Here is an 18584-nt window from a genome sequence, read left to right as displayed (position 1 = left end):
CCGCCCGGAATGCACCCCAGGACGGAGCATTGGCGCTGCTGGGTTTTGTCCTTCCTGCTTCTTGGGTGGCTCGAGGGCTGCTGCTCGTGGGCTCGGTGTGGGGTGCGTGGGGCGCGGCGGCCGTTGCGAAACATACCCGGGCCGGCGTGCTCGGGACGCTGCTCGCCCTGACGGTCACACTGGTCAACCCGTTTGTGGTGGAGCGGCTGCTGCAGGGCCAGTGGAGCCTGGTGATCGCCGCGTGGCTGCTGCCCGGGATCGCCGTGTGGGCGCTGACTGGCAGGTGGCGGGTTCTCCTTCCGGCATTGTGGTTGGCCTCGCTCACCCCAACGGGCGCGGTGGTCTCGACGGCGGTGGCGGTGCTGCTGAGCCGCCGGTGGTTGCTTGCCGTGTGGGGCGCAGCGCTCTCCGCCCCGTGGCTCGTTCCTAGTCTGCTATCCCCCGCGACCGCGCTTCCTGCTGGTGGCGCACTGTTTTCGGCCCGCGCTGAGCAGTGGGTGGGCACCGTGGGGGCGGTGTTGGGTTTGGGCGGTATCTGGAATTCTGCCGCTGTGCCCGCTTCTCGGGACTCCGGGTGGGCCGTCTTGGGCGTGATGCTTTTTGGGATTTTGGTGCTGTTTTCCCACCGGATTCCGCGGCGGCTCGCGGCTTTGGGGGCGCTCGCGCTGGCACTGACGGTTGCGCTGGCGTTCGTGCCGGATGTGGCGAGATTACTGAGTGCTCGGGTGCCTGGTGCCGCCCTGTTTCGCGATTCGCACAAACTGCTGCTCTTTGCCATTCCGGCGTATGTGTTCCTGGCAGCGCAAGTGCGTCCGCGAGCACTCGCGGTGGTTGCTCTCTGCGCTGCGCTAGGGCAGGTGTGGGACGCGCCGATAGCCGTCGAGAAGCTGCGGCCGGTGCCGGAGCCTGCGCTGCTGGGTGAGCTTCACACTGAGGCAGCGGGGCGGGAGGTGTTCGTTCCGGAGCTCACCACGCTCACGCTTATCGACGGCACCCCCACCGCACACCCACTGCCCAAGGCGATCGCCGTGGTGGAAAACGGTGCGCTCACGGTTGATGGCGTTCCCGTCGATTACCCGTCCTCGCGGTTCGTCGAGGCACACCAGCTGTGGCAGCGGGGCGATACCGCGGGGCTGCGCGGTATGGGTATTGACTCGATCTACGCTGACGGCCAGCTCACTCCCATCGGGGATCCCCAACCGCCTACTTGGCGGTGGTATCTCGGGTTGATTCTGCTGCTCGGCTGGCTCGCGACGGGCGTTGCGAGTGTGCTACCGCTGCGACGACCTGGAGGAAGTCTGCCCCGGTGTGCGCCCAGGAAAACTCCCGCGCCCTGAGTCGCGCGGCCTCGCCCAAGGCTTGCCGACGCCCCTCGTCCAAAGTCATCTCGTACACCGCCTGAATCAGCCCGGCTTTATCCCGCACGAGCAGCCCAGTCTCGCCATCGATCACGGAGTCCCGCAGCCCCGCCGAGCTGGAATAACCCACCGTTGGTACCCCGTGCTGTCCGGCTTCCATGACGGCCAAGCCCCAGCCCTCCTTCCGGCTCGGCATCAGGTGCACCGCTGCGCGCGCCAGCAGCGCATGTTTGGTTTCTTCTGATACGTGCCCGTGGAACACCACCCGGCTATCCACCCCAACCTCCCGGGCGTACTGGCGAAGTTCGTCTTCCCACCAGCCGGAACCGATCACGTCCAGGACCACATCGTGGTGTGGCGCGAGGGCCGCCACCACGTCCATTGCGTGCTCGATCTGCTTGTGGGGCACCAGGCGCGACAACGTCACCAGGTGGACCCTGCCGTCCTCGGCCAGGGGCGTGAATGCGGGCACAGGATCCAAACCATTGCGGACAATCGCGATCCGCTCCCGATTGACCCCAAGTTCCGTCAGCTCCCGTGCCGAGGGTTCGGAGACGGTGATGTACTGGGAGCGTCGGTAAGCAAACGGCGCGACGGTGCCTTCCAAAAACCAGCCCAGGCGCGCCAACACCGGCCCAGCAACCGGCCACTGCTCGCGATGGCAGTGATGAGTCAGCACAACGGTCGGCCGACGCAGCCACCACTTCGCAAAAAACGGGATCCCATTTTGGGTGTCTACCACCACGTCAACATCCCGGTACACGCCCATGAGCATTTCCAGTGCCGCAGTCACATACACCGACATCCGGCCACCCCGACGCCGAAACTCCACCCCGCCCTTTGTTTCCCGGGCAGGCTTCCGGCTCACCGCAGCCGTGCGATACATAACCCGGTGTCCCCGGCGCGCCGCATACTCCGCAACACGCTCCAGATAACGCTCACTACCGCCACCCTGCGGATGCGCAGTATCCCGCCAACACAGCAATAAAATATTCATCTCTGTGGACAGCCTACAATGCTGGTGTGCCCAAGCTCCATCACACCCGACGTCTCGCAACTCTCGGGCGCTCGCTCCGACTGCTGCGTTCCTTCCCCAAAGAACAAACCCACCCCGACGAGTTCTACCACGGGTTAGCTGCTGACACCTTCACCCAACTGGACGCGCTCCACCACGACGTGAAACACCAGCCACTCACAGGTGCTGCGGTGCTCGATGTGGGAGGAGGCCCCGGCTATTTCGGTGCGGAGTTCGCTGCCAACAACTGCTCCTATATCAGCGTCGAACCTTCTACCGCCGAACTACACAGCTCCAGCCTTCCGACCCCGACTGCCGTGCGCGCCGACGGGCAATGCCTGCCATTCGCCACCTCGTCGTTCGATCTAACCTTCTCCTCCAACGTGGCAGAGCACATTCCAGATCCGTGGCGCATGGGTGAAGAGATGCTGCGCGTCACCCGGCCCGGCGGACTAGTAGTACTCAGCTACACCATCTGGCTCGGCCCCTTCGGTGGTCACGAAACCGGGTTGTGGCAGCACTACGTAGGTGGGGCGTGGGCCCGGGACCGCTACAGCCGGGTGCACGGCAAGCCTCCGAAAAATGTCTTCGGCGAATCGCTTTTCGATGTCTCCTGCGCCGAAGGTATCCATTGGGCCCAGTCCGTGCGCGGAGGCACATGTGTCGGGCTTTTCCCTCGTTATCACCCGCGGTGGGCATGGTGGCTCGTGAAAGTGCCGGTGTTGAGGGAGTTTTTAGTGAGCAACCTAGTGATCGTAATACAGAAAAACCGCCAGATTTAGCGTACGGATGGGACGATTTTCGCGATTTTCGTCCCATCGGTACGCCAAATTTGGCGGTCCAAGGTTACTTGGCGTCTGCGATGCGCTTCTTCAGTGCGTCGAACTGAGCGTGTACCTCAGCTGGAACCTTTGGCCCCAGGAAGGTCAGCCACTCTTCGTTGTCGGCAATGTCGCGTGCCCACTGTTCTGCAGGTGCGGTGAGAGCTTCCTTGACGTCCTCTTCTGGGGTATCCAGGCCGGTCAGGTCCAGGTCTTCAACGCGGGCGGTGAGGCCTGCGACGGTCTCGTCAGCCTCGACGCGTCCTTCGACACGGTCCACGATCCACTTGAGGACGCGGGAGTTGTCACCGAAGCCTGGCCACAGGAAGCGACCATCTTCGCCACGACGGAACCAGTTGACCAGGAAGATAGCTGGCATCTTGTCGCCACCCTTGCGACCCATGTCGATCCAGTGCTGCAGGTACTCGCCGGCGTTGTAGCCGATGAATGGCAGCATTGCCATTGGGTCGTGGCGCAGGGCACCGACCTTAGCTTCCGCGGAAGCGGCGGTCTGGCCGGAGGCCAGCAGGGCGCCGATCATGGTGCCGTGCTCCCAGTCGAATGCCTGGGTGACCAGTGGCACGGTGTCTGGGCGACGGCCACCGAACAGGATGGCATCCAGTGGGACACCCTTCCAGTCGTCGTACTCAGGTGCGGCAACTGGGCACTGGGAAATTGGCACACAGTAGCGGGAGTTCGGGTGGGAGGACAGCTCGCCGGATTCTGGGGTCCAGTCGTTACCCTTCCAGTCGATGAGGTGTTGTGGCTCGCCCTCGAGGCCTTCCCACCACACATCGCCATCGTCGGTCAGGGCAACGTTAGTGAAGATTGCGTTGCCTGTCTCCATGGTGCGCATCGCGTTCGGGTTAGAGGCGTAGTTGGTGCCAGGGGCAACGCCGAAGAAGCCGTTCTCTGGGTTGACGGCGTACAGGCGACCGTCCTCGCGGATGTGCAGCCAAGCGATGTCGTCACCGACGACCTCAGCGGTCCAGCCTTCAATAGTTGGCTGGAGCATAGCCAGGTTGGTCTTGCCACATGCGGATGGGAATGCAGCAGCAACGTGGTAGGACTTGCCCTCTGGGGAGTTCAGCTTCAGGATGAGCATGTGCTCGGCCATCCAGCCTTCGTCGTGAGCCATCGCGGAAGCAATACGCAGCGCGTAGCACTTCTTAGCCAGGATGGCGTTTCCGCCGTAGCCGGAACCGTAGGACCAGATCTCACGAGTCTCAGGGAACTGGGTAATGTACTTGGTCTCGTTGCATGGCCAAGGAACATCTTCCTGACCTGGCTCCAGAGGAGCACCCACGGAGTGCAGCGCGCGGACGAAATCGCCGTTCTCGCCGATCTTGTCCAGCGCTTCCTTACCCATGCGGGTCATGATGCGCATGGACATAACAACGTAAGCGGAGTCGGTAAGCTGCACGCCCAGCTTTGGTTCTGGGTCATTGATAGGGCCCATGCAGAATGGGACCACGTACATGGTGCGGCCCTTCATGCAGCCCTTGTAGTGCTCCAGCATTTCTTCCTTCATTGCAGCTGGAGGAGCCCAGTTGTTGGTTGGGCCGGCACCGTCTTCGGTCTCGGTGCAGATGAAGGTACGGGACTCAACGCGAGCCACGTCAGATGGGTTCGAGCGAGCGAGGAAGGAGTTTGGTCGCTTCTCTTCGTTCAGCTTGATGAAGGTTCCTGCGTCGACAAGCTCCTGGCTCAGGCGAGCCCACTCTTCTTCGGAGCCGTCTGCAAAGACAACCTTTTCTGGGGTGAACAACTCGACCGCATCCGCAATCCAGCTCAGCATCTCTTCGTTGTTGGTTGGGGCTTCGCCCACAAGACCCTTAATCGCAGCAGCGGTCATTGTTTCTCCTGACTTTTCGGTAACTGGCTTCGTATCGTTTAGGGTCGCCGAATACCGGCTCGTATTACGTTCTCCTCATCAAGACTAGTCACATGCGCACTACTTTTGCAGTTCCCGAATGAGACAACGACCACAATTTGTCATTACCGGTAAGCTACCCCCATCCTTTTGGGTATTCCACAGCCGTCTGTGTGGCCCATCCCTCATTTTCTTCCCCCCTTTCAGGGGATTCTTCAATCCAACTTCCCCAACCCCCGTCATCGATGGACAACGTGCAGGAATGTCCGGAAAACTCCATTCGGGAGACCTGGTCGATCTGACCGTCGCCGTCAAGATCGGCAAATACCGTGACCCCTTGCTCGTCATACTCATAGTGTGCATCCGCACCAAGGTCCCAGCTCTCGGGGCTAACGCCGCCACCACCCTCAACACCTAACAGCTGTTCAACAACCGTGAGCCAATTCATTCCCTCATTCACCCCCGCACTTGTCCCGCCAGTTTCCGGCGCACCCACGCACCAGGTCGAGAGTCGCGAGGCGCCCCAACCACCGAACTAGCGCCCCCACCCACTCGGAGCCTGACCCAGGCACGAATTGTCCCCACAATGACTGCAAAGATCATGGCAAGCTCCCCGTGTATAAGTCGAGAGAACCCCACAAACGTAATAGCGGTTATAACCAGTGCGTCGCTCAGTGGAACCACCCAACCGGTGTGCCCGCCCACTCGTTCCAACCGGGCCGCACCCTTTTCCCAGGCCCCTGGCACCGCAGTCGGCAGCGGGGCAAGCGGAGGCAAGGCGACACACCGAGAAACCGCATCGGCAAGGTTTTCCTCAGTCACAACCCACACTTCAGGACACACCTGGCGCGGAACTGGAGCGGTAGCAACCACCCGCCCTACTTGCGCAAAAACACTGTCTAGCTGCGTAAAATCAGCAGCTCCCCAGCCTGTGGTCGGTGCGACCGCCACCACCACATCGGCTGCGGGGCTAGCGACGAGGGTGAATCCGGCGTCGTGAAGCTGCATGGCTACCCGCTCGCGGTCTTCGGCTACTGGCCCCACCACCGACACACTGCAGGATGCGGCCTGTCCACCACTGCTCTGCGCAGCCGGAACGGCAATCCCCATCGCCGCCAGCGCCTGCCACAAGCTGCGGGCCCGCGCCCGCTCAATAACCTCCGGGTCCAAGCTTTCCCACGCCGCCGCGATCTCTGCAGCCCGAGGCACCAGCACAAACTCCGCTGGTCCCGCCGCTATCCGGTCGCGCACCCGCGCGCTGAGCGGCCCATCATGCACCAGGAAAATCACGTCCACGTCCACCCCAATAGCGGGCCAGGTGAGCTGGACGCTGTGGGCGTCGGGAAGCTCGATCGGCAACGCTACCTCAAGCGTGCACGCACCTACCCGAGGTATTTCCCGGCTGCGCCGCAGCGCCGCAGCCACCTCAGGGCGCGAGTCGTGCCGGGCAGCTATCTCCCGCAATTGTGAAAGTCCAATGTCCCCCAATTTTCAGCCCCCACTGAAACAACAACCTTTGCCCGCCATTGCACCCCACTTTCTGCGCAGCTGCAAGTTTTAGCTGCATGTTGTGTCTTGACCGGCGGAAAGGCAAAATAGACAGCGATGCATAATACTGATTCTTCTCATTCCGATTCGCACGGCACCACTGTTGGCAACGTCCCTTTCGGTCGCCCGCTCCAGTCCGAATTCAACGACGGCTTGGACTACCCGCGCCTGGGCTCCATGAGTTTCCGTCGCGGAACCCTAACCCCCAATCAAACCAAGATGTGGGACGAGAACTGGCCAGCCATGGGCAAAGTTCTCGCCGACGAGGTCATTGACCTAGACGAATGGTTCGGTCGCACCGGAGCTAAGACGATCCTCGAAATCGGCTCCGGCACCGGCACTTCTACCGCCGCCATGGCACCACTCGAAGCAGACACGAACATCATTGCTTGTGAAATCTACAAGCCGGGCCTGGCTAAGCTGATGGGCGCTGCGGTCCGCGAAAACCTCAGCAACATCCGGCTCGTACGTGGCGACGGCGTCGAAGTTCTCAACCGCATGCTGCCAGAGCAGTCGCTCGATGGTGTCCGCATTTACTTCCCAGACCCATGGCCGAAGGCACGCCACCACAAGCGCCGCATCATCCAGTCCGGTGTGCTGCATCTGATCGCCACTCGCCTGAAGCCAGGTGGTGTTCTTCACGTGGCCACCGACCACGCTGACTACGCGGAATGGATCCAAGAATTGGTCCATGTGGAGCCGTTGCTCGAGTTCAAGGGCTGGCCGTGGCCGGAGTGCCCGCAGCTCACGGACCGCCAAGTAATCACCAAATTCGAAGGCAAGGGCCTGGAAAAAGAGCATGTGATCACTGAGTTCCTCTGGCAGCGCACCGACGCACCAGCGCAGGAGGCGTAACCATGTCTGCTCACGAATTCATGCACAACTACTCCGATCACCCACAGGACTTCGAACCACCGCAGACTTTGCTGCTGGTATGGGATGCTCCGAACATCGACATGGGGTTGGGCGCCATCCTCGGGGGTCGCCCTACCGCAGCGTACCGCCCGCGTTTCGACGCCATCGGTCGCTGGCTCCTAAACCGTGGCGCTGAACTATCTGCAGAGGTCGGCGAACATATCGAACCGGAAGCCACCGTGTTTACCAACGTCCCGCACGGTGGCGCAGACGTCATGCGTCCCTGGGTGGAAGCCCTGCGTAACGTAGGTTTCGCGGTCTTTGCCAAGCCGAAGGTAGGCGAAGATTCCGATGTGGATCCGGACATGTTGGAGCACATCAAGCGTCGCTTCAACGAGGGGATCCTCCAGGGCGTTATCGTGGCGTCTGCTGATGGGCAGAATTTCCGCGAGTTGCTGGAGAAGCTGGTCCAGCAGGACATTCCGGCGACGGTGATCGGTTTCCACGAGCACGCATCGTGGGCGGTCAGCCACGAGGCAATTAAATTCATTGATCTGGAAGAGATCCCAGGTGTGTTCCGCGAACCGCTGCCGCGTATCAACCTGGATTCGCTCCCACAGGAAGGCGCGTGGCTGCAGCCGTTCCGTCCTCTGTCCGCGCTGCTATCTTCCCGCTAACCGCTGGCGGAACGAAAGGAAACCTGTGTTCTATCGTTGGGGCGAGATTGCCTATCGCTTTCGCATCACTGTGCCGATCTTGATCGTCGCAGCTATCTTGGGGCTATTCGCTTTTCAGGGCACCAAACTTGGTGATCGCATGAGCCAAGAAGGCTGGGACGATCCCCATTCCTCCTCGAGCGCAGCTGCCCGCATCGAGTTGGATACCTTCGGGCGTGACAACTCTGGTGACGTCATCATTTTGTTTGAGGCCCCCGAGGGCAAGTCGGTGGATGACCCTGCCGTGATAACGGCGGCGCAGCAGCACCTCACGCAGCTCAAGGAGCAGCACCCCGATCATATCGCCCACGTCACCAGCTATTTTGATAAGCAAAACCCGAAGCTGATCACCCCGGACAAGCGGACCGCGTTCGCCGCCGTGGGGTTGAAGGGCGACGGCGAGCAAACTCTGAAGTCCTACCGCGCCGTGGAGGACGCAGTGCTTACCGACGCCCTGCCCGGCGAGGTCACCACGAGGGTCGCTGGTGCCACCGCCGTCGCCGACGCGCTTGACGACGGCATGAGCGGCGACATCAAACGTGCTGAGCTGTTTGCTCTGCCATTGGTCGCGCTGTTGCTGCTGATTGTTTTCGGGTCCGTGGTCGCTGCCGTCATGCCGCTGGTGGTCGGTATCCTGTCCATCGCGGGTTCCCTGGGAGTCCTGTCCGTTCTGGCTGCACAAGCCCAGGTGAACGTGTTTGCGCAATCCGTGGTGACGCTTCTGGGCTTGGGCCTGGCCATCGACTACGGCCTGTTCATGGTCTCTCGGTTCCGCGAGGAAATGGCCGCGGGTAAAGACATCAAACCGGCTGTGGCGACCACCGTGGCTACCGCTGGGCAAACTGTCGTGTTCTCCGCACTCATGGTGATCGTGGCCCTCTCGGGCCTGTTCGTTTTCCCACAAGCCTTCCTTAAATCCATCGCCTATGGCGCGATCTCCGCTGTGGGACTCGCTGCGTTCCTGTCCGTCACGGTCCTTCCCGCACTGTTCGGCATGCTGGGGAAGAACATCGACAAGTGGGCGATCCGCAAGACCGCTAAGGACGAGTCCCTGTGGGAACAGACCATTTGGGCACGCATCCCCGCTTGGTCCATGAAGCACTCCAGGCTCGTCGCTGCCGGTATCATCGCCGTGTTGCTTGGCCTGACCATCCCGCTGACGGGAGTGAAGTTCGGCGGGATCAATGAAACCTACCTGCCGCCATCCGACGAGGTGCGCGCTGCCCAAAGCACCTTCGATTCTTCCTTCCCCGACTTCCGCACCGAGCCCATCAAGCTCGTGGTCACCGAGGCAGACAACAATCAGCTGGTGCAGATCTACCAGCAGGCCAATGCCGTGGAAGGGCTGACCGGACGGTTCTCGCCTTCCCACCCCACCAAGGACGGCACCACTGTGCTTTCTGCGGGGATCGTGGATCGTGAGAACAACGATGCCGTCGTGAAGCAATTGCGTGCGATAGACGTCCCCGAGGGGGTGAACGTCTATATCGGTGGCACCCCGGCGCTGGAAGTTGAGTCGATCGAGGCGTTGTTCGATAAGTTGCCGTGGATGGCGCTGTACATCATCATCGCTACGTTTGTGCTCATGGCGCTGGTGTTTGGTTCACTGATCCTGCCGGCAAAGGCGATCATCATGACGGTGCTTGGTCTCGGCGCGACGCTCGGCATCCTGACGGCGATGTTCGTTGACGGCCTCGGCGGAACGCTCTTCGACTTCACCGCAGGGCCACTGATGTCTCCGGTGCTGGTGCTGATCGTGGCCATCGTCTACGGCCTCTCCACCGACTACGAAGTATTCCTGGTCTCCCGCATGGTGGAGTCCCGCAATCGGGGCGACGCCACAGACCACGCCATCAAGTACGGCACCGCACACACCGGTTCCATCATCACCGCCGCTGCGCTCATCATGATCGTGGTGTGTGGCGCCTTCGGGTTCTCCAACATCGTCATGATGAAGTACATCGCCTTCGGCATGATCGCGGCCCTCATCCTCGACGCGACGATCATCCGCATGATGCTCGTCCCAGCCGTCATGCACCTGCTCCGTGAAGACAACTGGTGGGCGCCGCAGTGGGTCAAGCTGGCGTCCGAGCGGATGGGACACGGCAAGGAGCCCGTCATCGCTCCGGTTGCTAAGCCTGCCCCTCAGCCGGCCCTTGTTCCATCGCCCGCGTCAGAGCCTGCGCCTGAACCTGATCCAGCGCCTACACCGGCGCCTGTGCCACGGGAGATGTCGGTGCACGACGTTTCCGTCCACAACGCCGCAATTCGTGGCGGACGCTCCACCATCTCTGACGAAAACTTGGTCCCCTTCGCTGAACTGATGAAACGCCTGAGGGAAGAAGGCAACTAGTGGACGCGCTCGGCAAGCTGTTTCGTGCTCGCTGGGCACGCGTCATCATCACCGTCGCGCTCCTCGGCGCGGCGGCCTTTTTCTTCCGCGACCAGCTCGACTTCATCGCCCAAGGAATCGCCGCGGTGCGCACAGCGTCCCTACCGTGGGTGGTGCTCACGGTTGTGCTGTGTGCGCTGTCGTTCGTCGCGATGGCTGAAGTCATGGTGGAGCTGCTGCGGGCCGGGGGTGTGGCGGTGGGGCGTCGGCAAGCATTGGCGTTGGTGCTCGCTGCTAACTCCTGGTCGAACAGTCTCCCCGGCGGGCCGGCGCTCTCCACCGTGTTGCAGTTCAAGGTGCAGCGGGCGTGGGGCGCGTCCGTCATGGTTATCAGCTGGTTTGTAGTGCTTTCCGGCGCTTTATCGACGCTCTGGCTCGTCCTCCTCGGCCTCGGCGCGGTACTCCTCCTCGGGGCAACATTCTCGCTCTGGTCTCTCCTCCTCGTGGGCGCCGGCATGGCGCTACTGGCATTCCTGGTCTACTGGGCCGCCAACAACCCGCTGTTCCTGGAACGCTGTGCAGGTCTAGTCCTCCCGGTGTTCAATCGGCTGCTGCGTCGCACCCCCGACGCTGGCATGGCGGCAGTAGTAAAACAGATCCATCAACTGCAAGTCGTGCGACTCACCTTTCCCCGCTTCGCTTCCGTCTCCTTGATGTCCCTACTCAACCGCCTCCTTGACCTGGCGTCGCTGTGGGCGGCAGTCATGGCCGTGACCTCCTCCCCTACTCTTCCCGGTATTACCCTCGCTTTCCTTTCCGCCAAGATTGTCGGCGCCACCGGCGTGACCCCGGGCGGATTAGGCCCGTTAGAAGCCGCGCTCACCGCCTCCCTCGTAGCCACAGGGCTCACCGCTGCCACCGCCCTCGCCGCCGTCCTGGTGTACCGCATGGTGTCCTTCATCCTCGCCACCGCAATCGGCTGGGTAGTGTATCTAGTGGGACTAAAGGAGACACAATGAAATATTTCCTGCTCGACGTCATCGCCATTTTTCTTTTCGCGGTGTTCGCACGCATGGCGCACAAAGCAGAGCCTTTCACATTCATCAACATCCTGGACACCTGGTGGCCATTCCTCATCGGAGTCATCCTCGGCTGGGTGCTACTCCGCTTCATCACCAGCCCACCAGCTTCTTTCGCCGCCGGCAGTGTTGTTTGGGTGTGTTCCGTAGTCTGTGGACTCGGGATCTGGGCAGGTAACAACGGGCGCGTGCCACACATTTCCTTCATCATCGTCGCCACAGTCATGTCTGGCCTACTGTTGCTCGGCTGGCGTGGAGCTGCGCGGGTTATCCGCAAAGCTTAGGGGTTGCTGGGATTTTGGGCCAGCACCGAAACCCGAGTTTTAGAAGACTACCTGGTAACTGACCTTGGGTTTTACCCTTGGTGTGACCAGAAACCCGGATCTCGGACCAGCCCCCAAAACTCCCCAACCTCATGAAAAAGCTCCCACCCTCAAAAAGAGGCGCGGGAGCTTTGAAGATTCGCTAGCTATTTAGCGAGACAGCGTCGCACGGACCTGGTTGACGAGCATGAAGAACATGCCGAAGAGGTCTCCGATTACATCCACAACGGTGCTCAGCATTATTTGTGCCCTTTCACTTTCTATCAGCTGTGTACTCTAACAGCTCTGTCGCAATATACAACGAGAACGTTACATCGGCATGATGGTGTGTTTCTTCGGCAGGTCACGCTCGGTTTTAGTGGCGAGTTGACGTAGAGCCTGACGCAGCGCCAACCTCGTCTGATTCGGTTCGATCATCGCGTCAATATAGCCACGCTCGGCGGCGACATACGGAGAAGTCATGTTCTCGTCGTAGAAGTCCATGAAGACTTTCTTCATGTAGGCACGCTGGTTTTCGTCTTCAATCTTCGCCAGCTGCTTACCCTGGATCATCACAACGGCAGCAGCAGATCCCATTACGGCGATCTGCGCAGTTGGCCACGCGAGGTTGATGTCACCGGAGAGGTTCTTGGACCCCATCACTGCATACGCTCCGCCGTAGGCCTTGCGCACGATCAGGGATACCTTCGGCACCGTGGCTTCTACCAGTGCGAATGCGAACTTTGCGCCACGGTGAATGAGGCCAGCTTTTTCTTGCGCCACACCCGGGAGGTAGCCCGGGGTGTCCACCAGGTAGACGAGCGGGATGTTGTAGGCGTCGCAGATGCGGATGAAGCGGGCGCCCTTGTCGGCAGCATCTGCGTCAATGCAGCCAGCATAAACGAGTGGCTGGTTCGCGATCACGCCGACGGACTTGCCGTCGATACGCGCAAAGCCCACGATCAGGTTCTGCGCGAAGTTTGGCTGCACTTCGAGGAAGTCGTTGGCGTCGAACAGCTTCGCGATGAGGTCGTGCATGTCGTAGCCGGCGTTGGTGTCGTTCGGCATGAACAGGTCGAGCCCGTCGGTGAATGCGACGTCCTCGTCGGAAGGAGCCCAAAACTCCGGGCCGGGGTCGTTGCAGGTGAGCGGGAGATGATCGAGGAGATCCTTGACGTAGTTGAAGGCGTCGTCCTCGTCCTTCGCCACGTAGGACACGTTGCCGTTAAGCTCCTGCTGGCGGGCGCCGCCGAGCTCCGCGGAGGTGATGTTTTCGCCGGTAACTTCCTTAATCACGGCTGGGCCTGTGACATACATTTCGGCGCGCTCATCCACAGCAACCACAAAGTCGGTGGTCACTGGGGCGTACACGGCGCCACCAGCGGACTTACCCATCATGATGGAAATCTGCGGGCTACGGCCGGACAGCGGCAATTGACGACGCGCAATCTCCGAATACATAGCCAAGGAGGTCACTGCGTCCTGAATACGCGCGCCACCGGAGTCTTGAATACCAATCACAGGGCAGCCCACGCGGATGGCCATATCCATGACCTCGCAGACTTTTCGGCCGAACGTTTCACCGACAGAGCCACCGTAGACGGTTTTGTCGTGTGCGTAGATCACCACTGGGCGCCCCTCGATGCGACCGTAGCCAGTGACCACACCGTCTGAGTATGGCGCTTCAGGATCGTCGGGGGTTCGGCCAAGCGCACCGATTTCTACGAATGAGCCTGGATCCAGCAGACGGTCGATGCGCTGACGTGGCGTGGTAAGGCCGGCCTCGTCACGTCGCGCTCGCGCCCGCTCACTACCTGGATCTTTCGCTTTTTCCAGGCGTGCTCGGAGATCAGCGAGTTTATCTGCTGTCGTTTTTCCAGTCACGTTTCTAAGCTACTCGTTTCTACGTCTTAAGTCAGCTCCGTAATCCGCCGGGTCAGGTGCGCCCCGACCGTGGCGATTTCCGGCTCATCCACCACCGCAAGGTGATCACCATGCAGGTGAACGATCTCTAACTCTTCCACGATAGCCGACCAGCCACCATCTTCATTAATCGTGGCGTAGCGTGGCTCCAATTCGATCGCGCCGTCGTGCATGCGCTCCGCCCGGAACAGGATCACTGGGACTTTCACTCCAGCCCATTGGGTGAAGTCGATCTTGTCCAGAATGCGGTTGTCTACAAAGGAGGCCCGCTGGTGTTCTAGGACGCCGGCGGACAGGCCGTGTTCGGAGGCGTCGGTGGTGGCGAGGAACTCCGCCAGCATGGTAAGCAGCGCGTCTTCGCCTGCGGTTTCCAGCAGATCGAATGGTACTGGGAAGTCCAGGCCGTAGGTCTTCTTGGCAAAGGCTTGGTAGCGTTCCCACCGGGCGCGGGTTTCCTCCGGCGTATCTGGCACGGTTTCTGCTGGTTGGACGGTGTCGAGCAGCGCAACCAGTGCTACCTCAACATCGGTGTCCTTCAGCTGGTGCGCTACTTCATAGGCGAGGGCGCCGCCGAAGCTCCAACCGCCGAGCACGATGGGCAGGCCGTCGGAGTACTGCTTGATCTCATCAAGGTACGCAGCGGCGCGCTCAGTCAGTGGCCCTTCGAGGCGCTCCACGCCGTACACCGGTACGTCTTCCGGCAGGCGTCGCATGAGTGGCTGGTACACCACGGAGGAGCCGCCAGCTGGGTGGAACATGAATACGGCTGGTTTGCGGGATCCTTCTGGGCGGGCGCGCAGGACACGGATGTTGCCTTCGACTTCGGTCTCGAGCCCCTCGCGGACAAGATTTGCCAGCGGTTCCAGGGTTTCCGCGGCGAGGACGTCATCTTCGGTGACCACCGCGCCGGAACGTTCGCTCAGTCGCGCGGCAATGTCGGCGGCCTGCGTCCCCACCAGTTCCGGCAACTCGGAGGTCACGCCAGCGGCTGCGGCACCGGTGATGGTGGCCCAGGTGGCGAAGACGAGGCGCTCGGAGGCGTCACGCGGGGCCACGCCCACGCCACCCTTCCTGGCCACTGGCTTTTCGACGCCCGCAGCTGGAGCCACGTCGTCAACTTGTTCCCGGCCTGCCACCATGTCTTCCACCATTGCCACCACGTCGGCAACTGATGCGTCCCGAAGGGCCTGAACTTGCAGCTCAGGGATCTGGAAATCGTGCTCGATGCGGTTCTTGATGCGCATGCCCATGAGGGAGTCCAGGCCAAGGTCGATCAGCGGAAGCTCCCGGGGGAGATCCTCAATGTCGTAGCCCATGGCCTCGGAGACAATGGAGCGCATCCGCTGTTCCACAGTTTCTCCAGAAGTAGGATCCCAGTGGACAGCGTCGATGTCGATTTCATCCGTCACGCGTGGCGCTACCACTCGGGTTGGTTCGTCAACAGTTGTGGCGGGTGCAGCAGCAGAGGATGCTGCGAAGCCTTCAGCGACGAGGGACATGGCGTCGCCAAGCTTGCGGTACACCGACAAGGTAATGCCGCCCAGGTTCTTGTGCGCGAGGGTGGTTACTTCGCCAGTTGGGGGCAGCGGGGCGCGTTCTTCGGTGGCCACCAGGGTGGCGGCGGCGTCGAGCGCGACGACTGCAGACTCCATGAGGGCTTCGGTGCTTGGCACCAGCTCAGCAAGGGTGGAAAATGCAACGGAACCGTCCGGAAGGGACACCTTGTGACCTGGCATTCCGACGCTTCCGGAGGACGACGGGCGCGCTGCGGTCCAGTAGCGCTGGTGCTTCCAGGTGATGTGTGGCGCATCGAGGCGAGCGCCATCGCCGTAGAGAAGGTCGAAGTTTATGTCTGCACCACCCACGTACAGCTTCGCCAGCAGGTCGCGCAGCGAGTCTGCGGCCGGGACCTTCCGCTTGAGCGCGTAGAGGAGTTGCGAATCAGCCGCTCCAACGGAGAAGGCAGTGTTCATCATGCCCATGAGAGCGACTGGGTTCGGGGAAATCTCCACCAACGTGCTGTGCCCAGCTGCGAACACCTGTTGGGTGGCTTCCAAGAACCAGACACTCCCGCGGGTGCAGCGGAGCCAGTAGTCGGAGTCGTGGATGACGGAACCGGCTGGGTAGACCACTCCCTTATCCACCGAGCTGAACAGCGGGATCGTGGTGGGGCGTGGCTCGATGTCAGCGGTTTCCGCCGCCAACTCTCCCAGCAGTGGCTCCACGGCGGAGGTGTGGCCAGCGCCCTTGACGTCGAGGGCGCGCGCGAATTTACCCTCGCCATCCAGGTACTCTACGAGGTTCATCACAGCCTCACGCGGACCTCCGACGGTGGTCATGCCTGGACCGGCGTAAACGGCTGGCTCGATGCCTTCGTACTCGGGGTGCTCTGCGATGAAGCTCTCCAGGTCTTCAGCGGAGAACTCCACCACAGCCATCGCGCCGAGCTGGTCTTCGGGCAGGGATTTTTCGCCCTCTCCCATCAGGCGGGAGCGGTGTGAGGCGATGCGCATCGCGTCGACATCAGTGAGGCCACCTGCGGCGTATGCTGCGGCGATTTCACCCATGGACATGCCCACGACGGCGGCTGGCTTCGCTCCGAACGCAGCGAGGTAGTCCGTGAGGGCAATCTGGATCGCGGTGATGGCGACCTGCGCGGTCTCCGTGTCGTACGTTTGGGCGTCGTCAGCGATGATGTCCAGGAGGGACCAGCCGGACTCGAACTCAATCAGCGTGTTGAGTTCCGCCAGTCGCTGCGCGAACATCGGCGACAGCTCCAGCATGTCCTTCGCCATCTTGCGGTGCTGCGAACCGAAACCGGAGTAGACGAACACCGGCCCGTGTGTGGCAGGCGCGTCAGCAGCATTGATACCGACACTCTTCTTGCCTTCCGCCACCTTGCGCAAGCGCTTGACGGCCTCGTCCACCGTGCTGGCATCAACCGTGGCGCGGGAGCGGCCATGGTTGCGGCGCGCGAGGGAGCGTCCCACTTTCACCAGGTCCGCATCCGGTCGCCCTTCCAGGAAGTCCGCCAGGTCTGCCGCTGCTTGCCGACGCCGCGATGGCAGCAATCCGCTCACCGGCAACAGCACGCCTTCCAGCTGGCTGTCCTGCTGTGGCTTCTGTTCGTATTCCGCTGGGTCAAACTCCTGCACCACCAGGTGTGCGTTGGTGCCACCGAAACCGAATCCAGATACACCAGCGAGCTTCTTGCCAGAGTATTCCGGCCACTCCCGTGGGTCTTCCACGATTTCCAGGTGTTCGGCGTCAAAGTCGATGTAGCGGTTCGGCCCGGCAAAGTTGATGCTCGGCGGGATCACGCCGTTGCGCATGCCCAGCAACACCTTGGCTAGGCCAGCGGCCCCGGCTGCGGATTCAGAGTGTCCGATGTTGGACTTCGCGGAGCCCAGCAGAGTCGGTTCTGCGATGTCACGGCCCTTGCCGAGCACCGCCCCCAACGCCGATGCTTCGATCGGATCACCGAGGATGGTTCCCGTGCCGTGTGCTTCAACGTAGTCCACGATGGTCGGATCAATGCCGGCATCGGCGTAGGCGCGTTCCAGCACGTCAACCTGTGCTTCCGGGTTCGGCGCCGTCAGACCGTTGGAGTGGCCGTCGGAGTTCACCGCAGAGCCCTTGATCACACCGAGGATGTTGTCTCCGTCGGCAATGGCTTCCTCTACCCGCTTGAGCACAAACAGGCCCGCGCCGTCGGCACGGACGAATCCGTCAGCATCATCCGAAAATGCGTGAATCTTGCCCGTGGGGCTGATCACGCCCAGCTCACCGAAAGCTGTGGAAACGAATGGGGAGGCCAGGATGTTCACACCACCGGCAATGGCAAGGTCAGCATCGCCGGTACGCAGCGCGCGGACGGCGTCGTGAATGGCCACGAGGCTGGACGAGCATGCGGTGTCCACGGATACGGAAGGTCCGCGGAAATCGAAGGCGTAGGACACACGGTTCGGGATGATCGAGCTGGCTGTACCAGTAAGCGCGTACGGGTGCGCCTCAGCTGGGTCAGCGACGATGATCATTCCGTAGTCAACATTGGAGGAACCGATGAACACGCCAACGGACCCGCCCTTCAGCGAACTTGCCGGGATGTGCGCGTGTTCCAACGCTTCCCAGGTCAGTTCGAGCGCAAACCGCTGCTGCGGATCCATGTTCGCAGCTTCCACTGGGGAAATACCGAAAAACTCCGCATCAAAAGTGCCGATGTCCTGGATGTAACCGCCACGGACATTGTTTTCCGCGATCTTTTCCGTCATCACTTCGTCGGCGGAGTATTCGGACCAGCGCCCCATTGGCAAGTCAGAGGTGGCGTCCACACCGGACACCAACAGGTCCCAGAACTCGTCGGCGTTCGCGGCGCCGGGGAAACGGGTAGCCATGCCCACGATGGCAATGTCGTGCGCGCCGGTCGTGGCGGCTACGTTGCGTCGCCCCTTGGCGGTGAGGGTGCGGGTGGATGCGCCGTCGATAAGGCGCTGTGCGAGTGCCCCGATGGTGGGGTATTCGTAGGCGACGGTGGCGTCCAGCTGAACCCCCAGCAGGTTTTCCAGCTCTCCGGAAAGCAGCACCACATCACGGGAGCTCAAACCGAAGTTTTGGAGAGATTTGTCGTCCGTGATCTCTTCTGCAGGTAAACCGGTCGTGGCTACCACCCAACTACGCAGCCACTCTTTCAGCTCAGAGACATTCATCCCGGTGCTTTCCTGCGTGGAGTCCATGCCGGCAGCCTACCTTCTTCGATCGATTT

Annotated in this window: 12 protein-coding genes; 7 read left to right on the top strand and 5 right to left on the bottom strand. The window is 61.5% G+C overall.

Features of this window, described 5'->3' with window-relative positions; translation table 11 throughout:
• Positions 1 to 1203: 1203 nt before the first annotated feature.
• Positions 1204 to 2355 (bottom strand): glycosyltransferase family 4 protein, encoded by a 1152-nt coding sequence (locus HW450_RS08700; RefSeq protein ID WP_182385253.1) that lies wholly within the window; start codon positions 2353 to 2355, stop codon positions 1204 to 1206.
• 26 nt (positions 2356 to 2381) lie between these two features.
• On the opposite strand from HW450_RS08700, the gene HW450_RS08695 reads away from it, so the two are divergent.
• Entirely contained in the window at positions 2382 to 3155 is a 774-nt protein-coding gene (locus tag HW450_RS08695) for a class I SAM-dependent methyltransferase (protein WP_182385252.1), read from the top strand.
• Positions 3156 to 3219: 64 nt separating this feature from the next.
• Here the strand turns inward: HW450_RS08695 and HW450_RS08690 are convergent, their stop codons facing one another.
• On the bottom strand, positions 3220 to 5049 hold the full coding sequence (locus HW450_RS08690; protein WP_182385251.1) for a phosphoenolpyruvate carboxykinase (GTP): 1830 nt from the start codon (positions 5047 to 5049) through the stop codon (positions 3220 to 3222).
• A gap of 280 nt (positions 5050 to 5329) precedes the next feature.
• Here HW450_RS08690 and HW450_RS08685 point away from each other — a divergent pair, with 280 nt between their 5' ends.
• Entirely contained in the window at positions 5330 to 5485 is a 156-nt protein-coding gene (locus tag HW450_RS08685) for a hypothetical protein (protein ID WP_182385250.1), read from the top strand.
• Positions 5486 to 5523: 38 nt separating this feature from the next.
• Here HW450_RS08685 and HW450_RS08680 read toward each other — a convergent pair whose 3' ends face one another.
• Positions 5524 to 6531 carry a hypothetical protein gene (locus HW450_RS08680; protein ID WP_182385249.1) on the bottom strand — a complete coding sequence of 336 codons (1008 nt, stop codon included), beginning with the start codon at positions 6529 to 6531 and terminating at the stop codon, positions 5524 to 5526.
• Between the two features lie 141 nt (positions 6532 to 6672).
• Between HW450_RS08680 and trmB the strand changes: the two genes are divergently transcribed.
• Genes trmB through HW450_RS08655 form a run of 5 tightly spaced genes read left to right on the top strand, consistent with a single transcriptional unit; the run spans position 6673 to position 11881 of the window.
• The gene (gene trmB, locus HW450_RS08675; RefSeq protein ID WP_182385248.1) at positions 6673 to 7470 is read left to right on the top strand and encodes a tRNA (guanosine(46)-N7)-methyltransferase TrmB; all 798 of its coding nucleotides are present in this window, start codon (positions 6673 to 6675) and stop codon (positions 7468 to 7470) included.
• A 2-nt stretch (positions 7471 to 7472) separates the two neighbouring features.
• Positions 7473 to 8147, top strand: a complete 675-nt coding sequence (locus HW450_RS08670; RefSeq protein WP_182385247.1) for an NYN domain-containing protein — start codon at positions 7473 to 7475, stop codon at positions 8145 to 8147.
• 25 nt (positions 8148 to 8172) lie between these two features.
• On the top strand, positions 8173 to 10539 hold the full coding sequence (locus HW450_RS08665) for an MMPL family transporter (protein WP_182385246.1): 2367 nt from the start codon (positions 8173 to 8175) through the stop codon (positions 10537 to 10539).
• Positions 10539 to 11537, top strand: a complete 999-nt coding sequence (locus HW450_RS08660) for a lysylphosphatidylglycerol synthase transmembrane domain-containing protein (protein WP_232843222.1) — start codon at positions 10539 to 10541, stop codon at positions 11535 to 11537. Before HW450_RS08665 ends, HW450_RS08660 begins: the two co-directional genes overlap by 1 nt.
• Complete coding sequence (locus tag HW450_RS08655; protein WP_182385245.1) at positions 11534 to 11881, top strand: DUF3054 domain-containing protein; 348 nt, start codon at positions 11534 to 11536, stop codon at positions 11879 to 11881. Before HW450_RS08660 ends, HW450_RS08655 begins: the two co-directional genes overlap by 4 nt.
• A gap of 348 nt (positions 11882 to 12229) precedes the next feature.
• Here the strand turns inward: HW450_RS08655 and HW450_RS08650 are convergent, their stop codons facing one another.
• Positions 12230 to 13783: an acyl-CoA carboxylase subunit beta gene (locus tag HW450_RS08650; protein WP_182385244.1), complete on the bottom strand. Its 1554-nt coding sequence runs from the start codon at positions 13781 to 13783 to the stop codon at positions 12230 to 12232.
• A 26-nt stretch (positions 13784 to 13809) separates the two neighbouring features.
• On the bottom strand, positions 13810 to 18555 hold the full coding sequence (locus HW450_RS08645; RefSeq protein ID WP_182385243.1) for a type I polyketide synthase: 4746 nt from the start codon (positions 18553 to 18555) through the stop codon (positions 13810 to 13812).
• Positions 18556 to 18584 lie beyond the last annotated feature (29 nt).

Source organism: Corynebacterium hindlerae (assembly GCF_014117265.1).
Taxonomy (GTDB): Bacteria; Actinomycetota; Actinomycetes; order Mycobacteriales; family Mycobacteriaceae; genus Corynebacterium; species Corynebacterium hindlerae.
The sequence above is the reverse complement of the archived record's forward strand: the minus strand, read 5'-3'. Positions and strand labels throughout refer to the sequence as shown.

Excerpts from the sequence above, each read along its gene's own strand:
- HW450_RS08655 (WP_182385245.1), top strand. The coding sequence starts at position 11,534 with ATGAAATATTTCCTGCTCGACGTCATCGCCATTTTTCTTTTCGCGGTG.
- HW450_RS08685 (WP_182385250.1), top strand. The coding sequence starts at position 5,330 with ATGTCCGGAAAACTCCATTCGGGAGACCTGGTCGATCTGACCGTCGCC.
- HW450_RS08700 (WP_182385253.1), bottom strand. The coding sequence starts at position 2,355 with ATGAATATTTTATTGCTGTGTTGGCGGGATACTGCGCATCCGCAGGGT.
- trmB (WP_182385248.1), top strand. The coding sequence starts at position 6,673 with ATGCATAATACTGATTCTTCTCATTCCGATTCGCACGGCACCACTGTT.
- HW450_RS08645 (WP_182385243.1), bottom strand. The coding sequence starts at position 18,555 with ATGGACTCCACGCAGGAAAGCACCGGGATGAATGTCTCTGAGCTGAAA.
- HW450_RS08690 (WP_182385251.1), bottom strand. The coding sequence starts at position 5,049 with ATGACCGCTGCTGCGATTAAGGGTCTTGTGGGCGAAGCCCCAACCAAC.
- HW450_RS08670 (WP_182385247.1), top strand. The coding sequence starts at position 7,473 with ATGTCTGCTCACGAATTCATGCACAACTACTCCGATCACCCACAGGAC.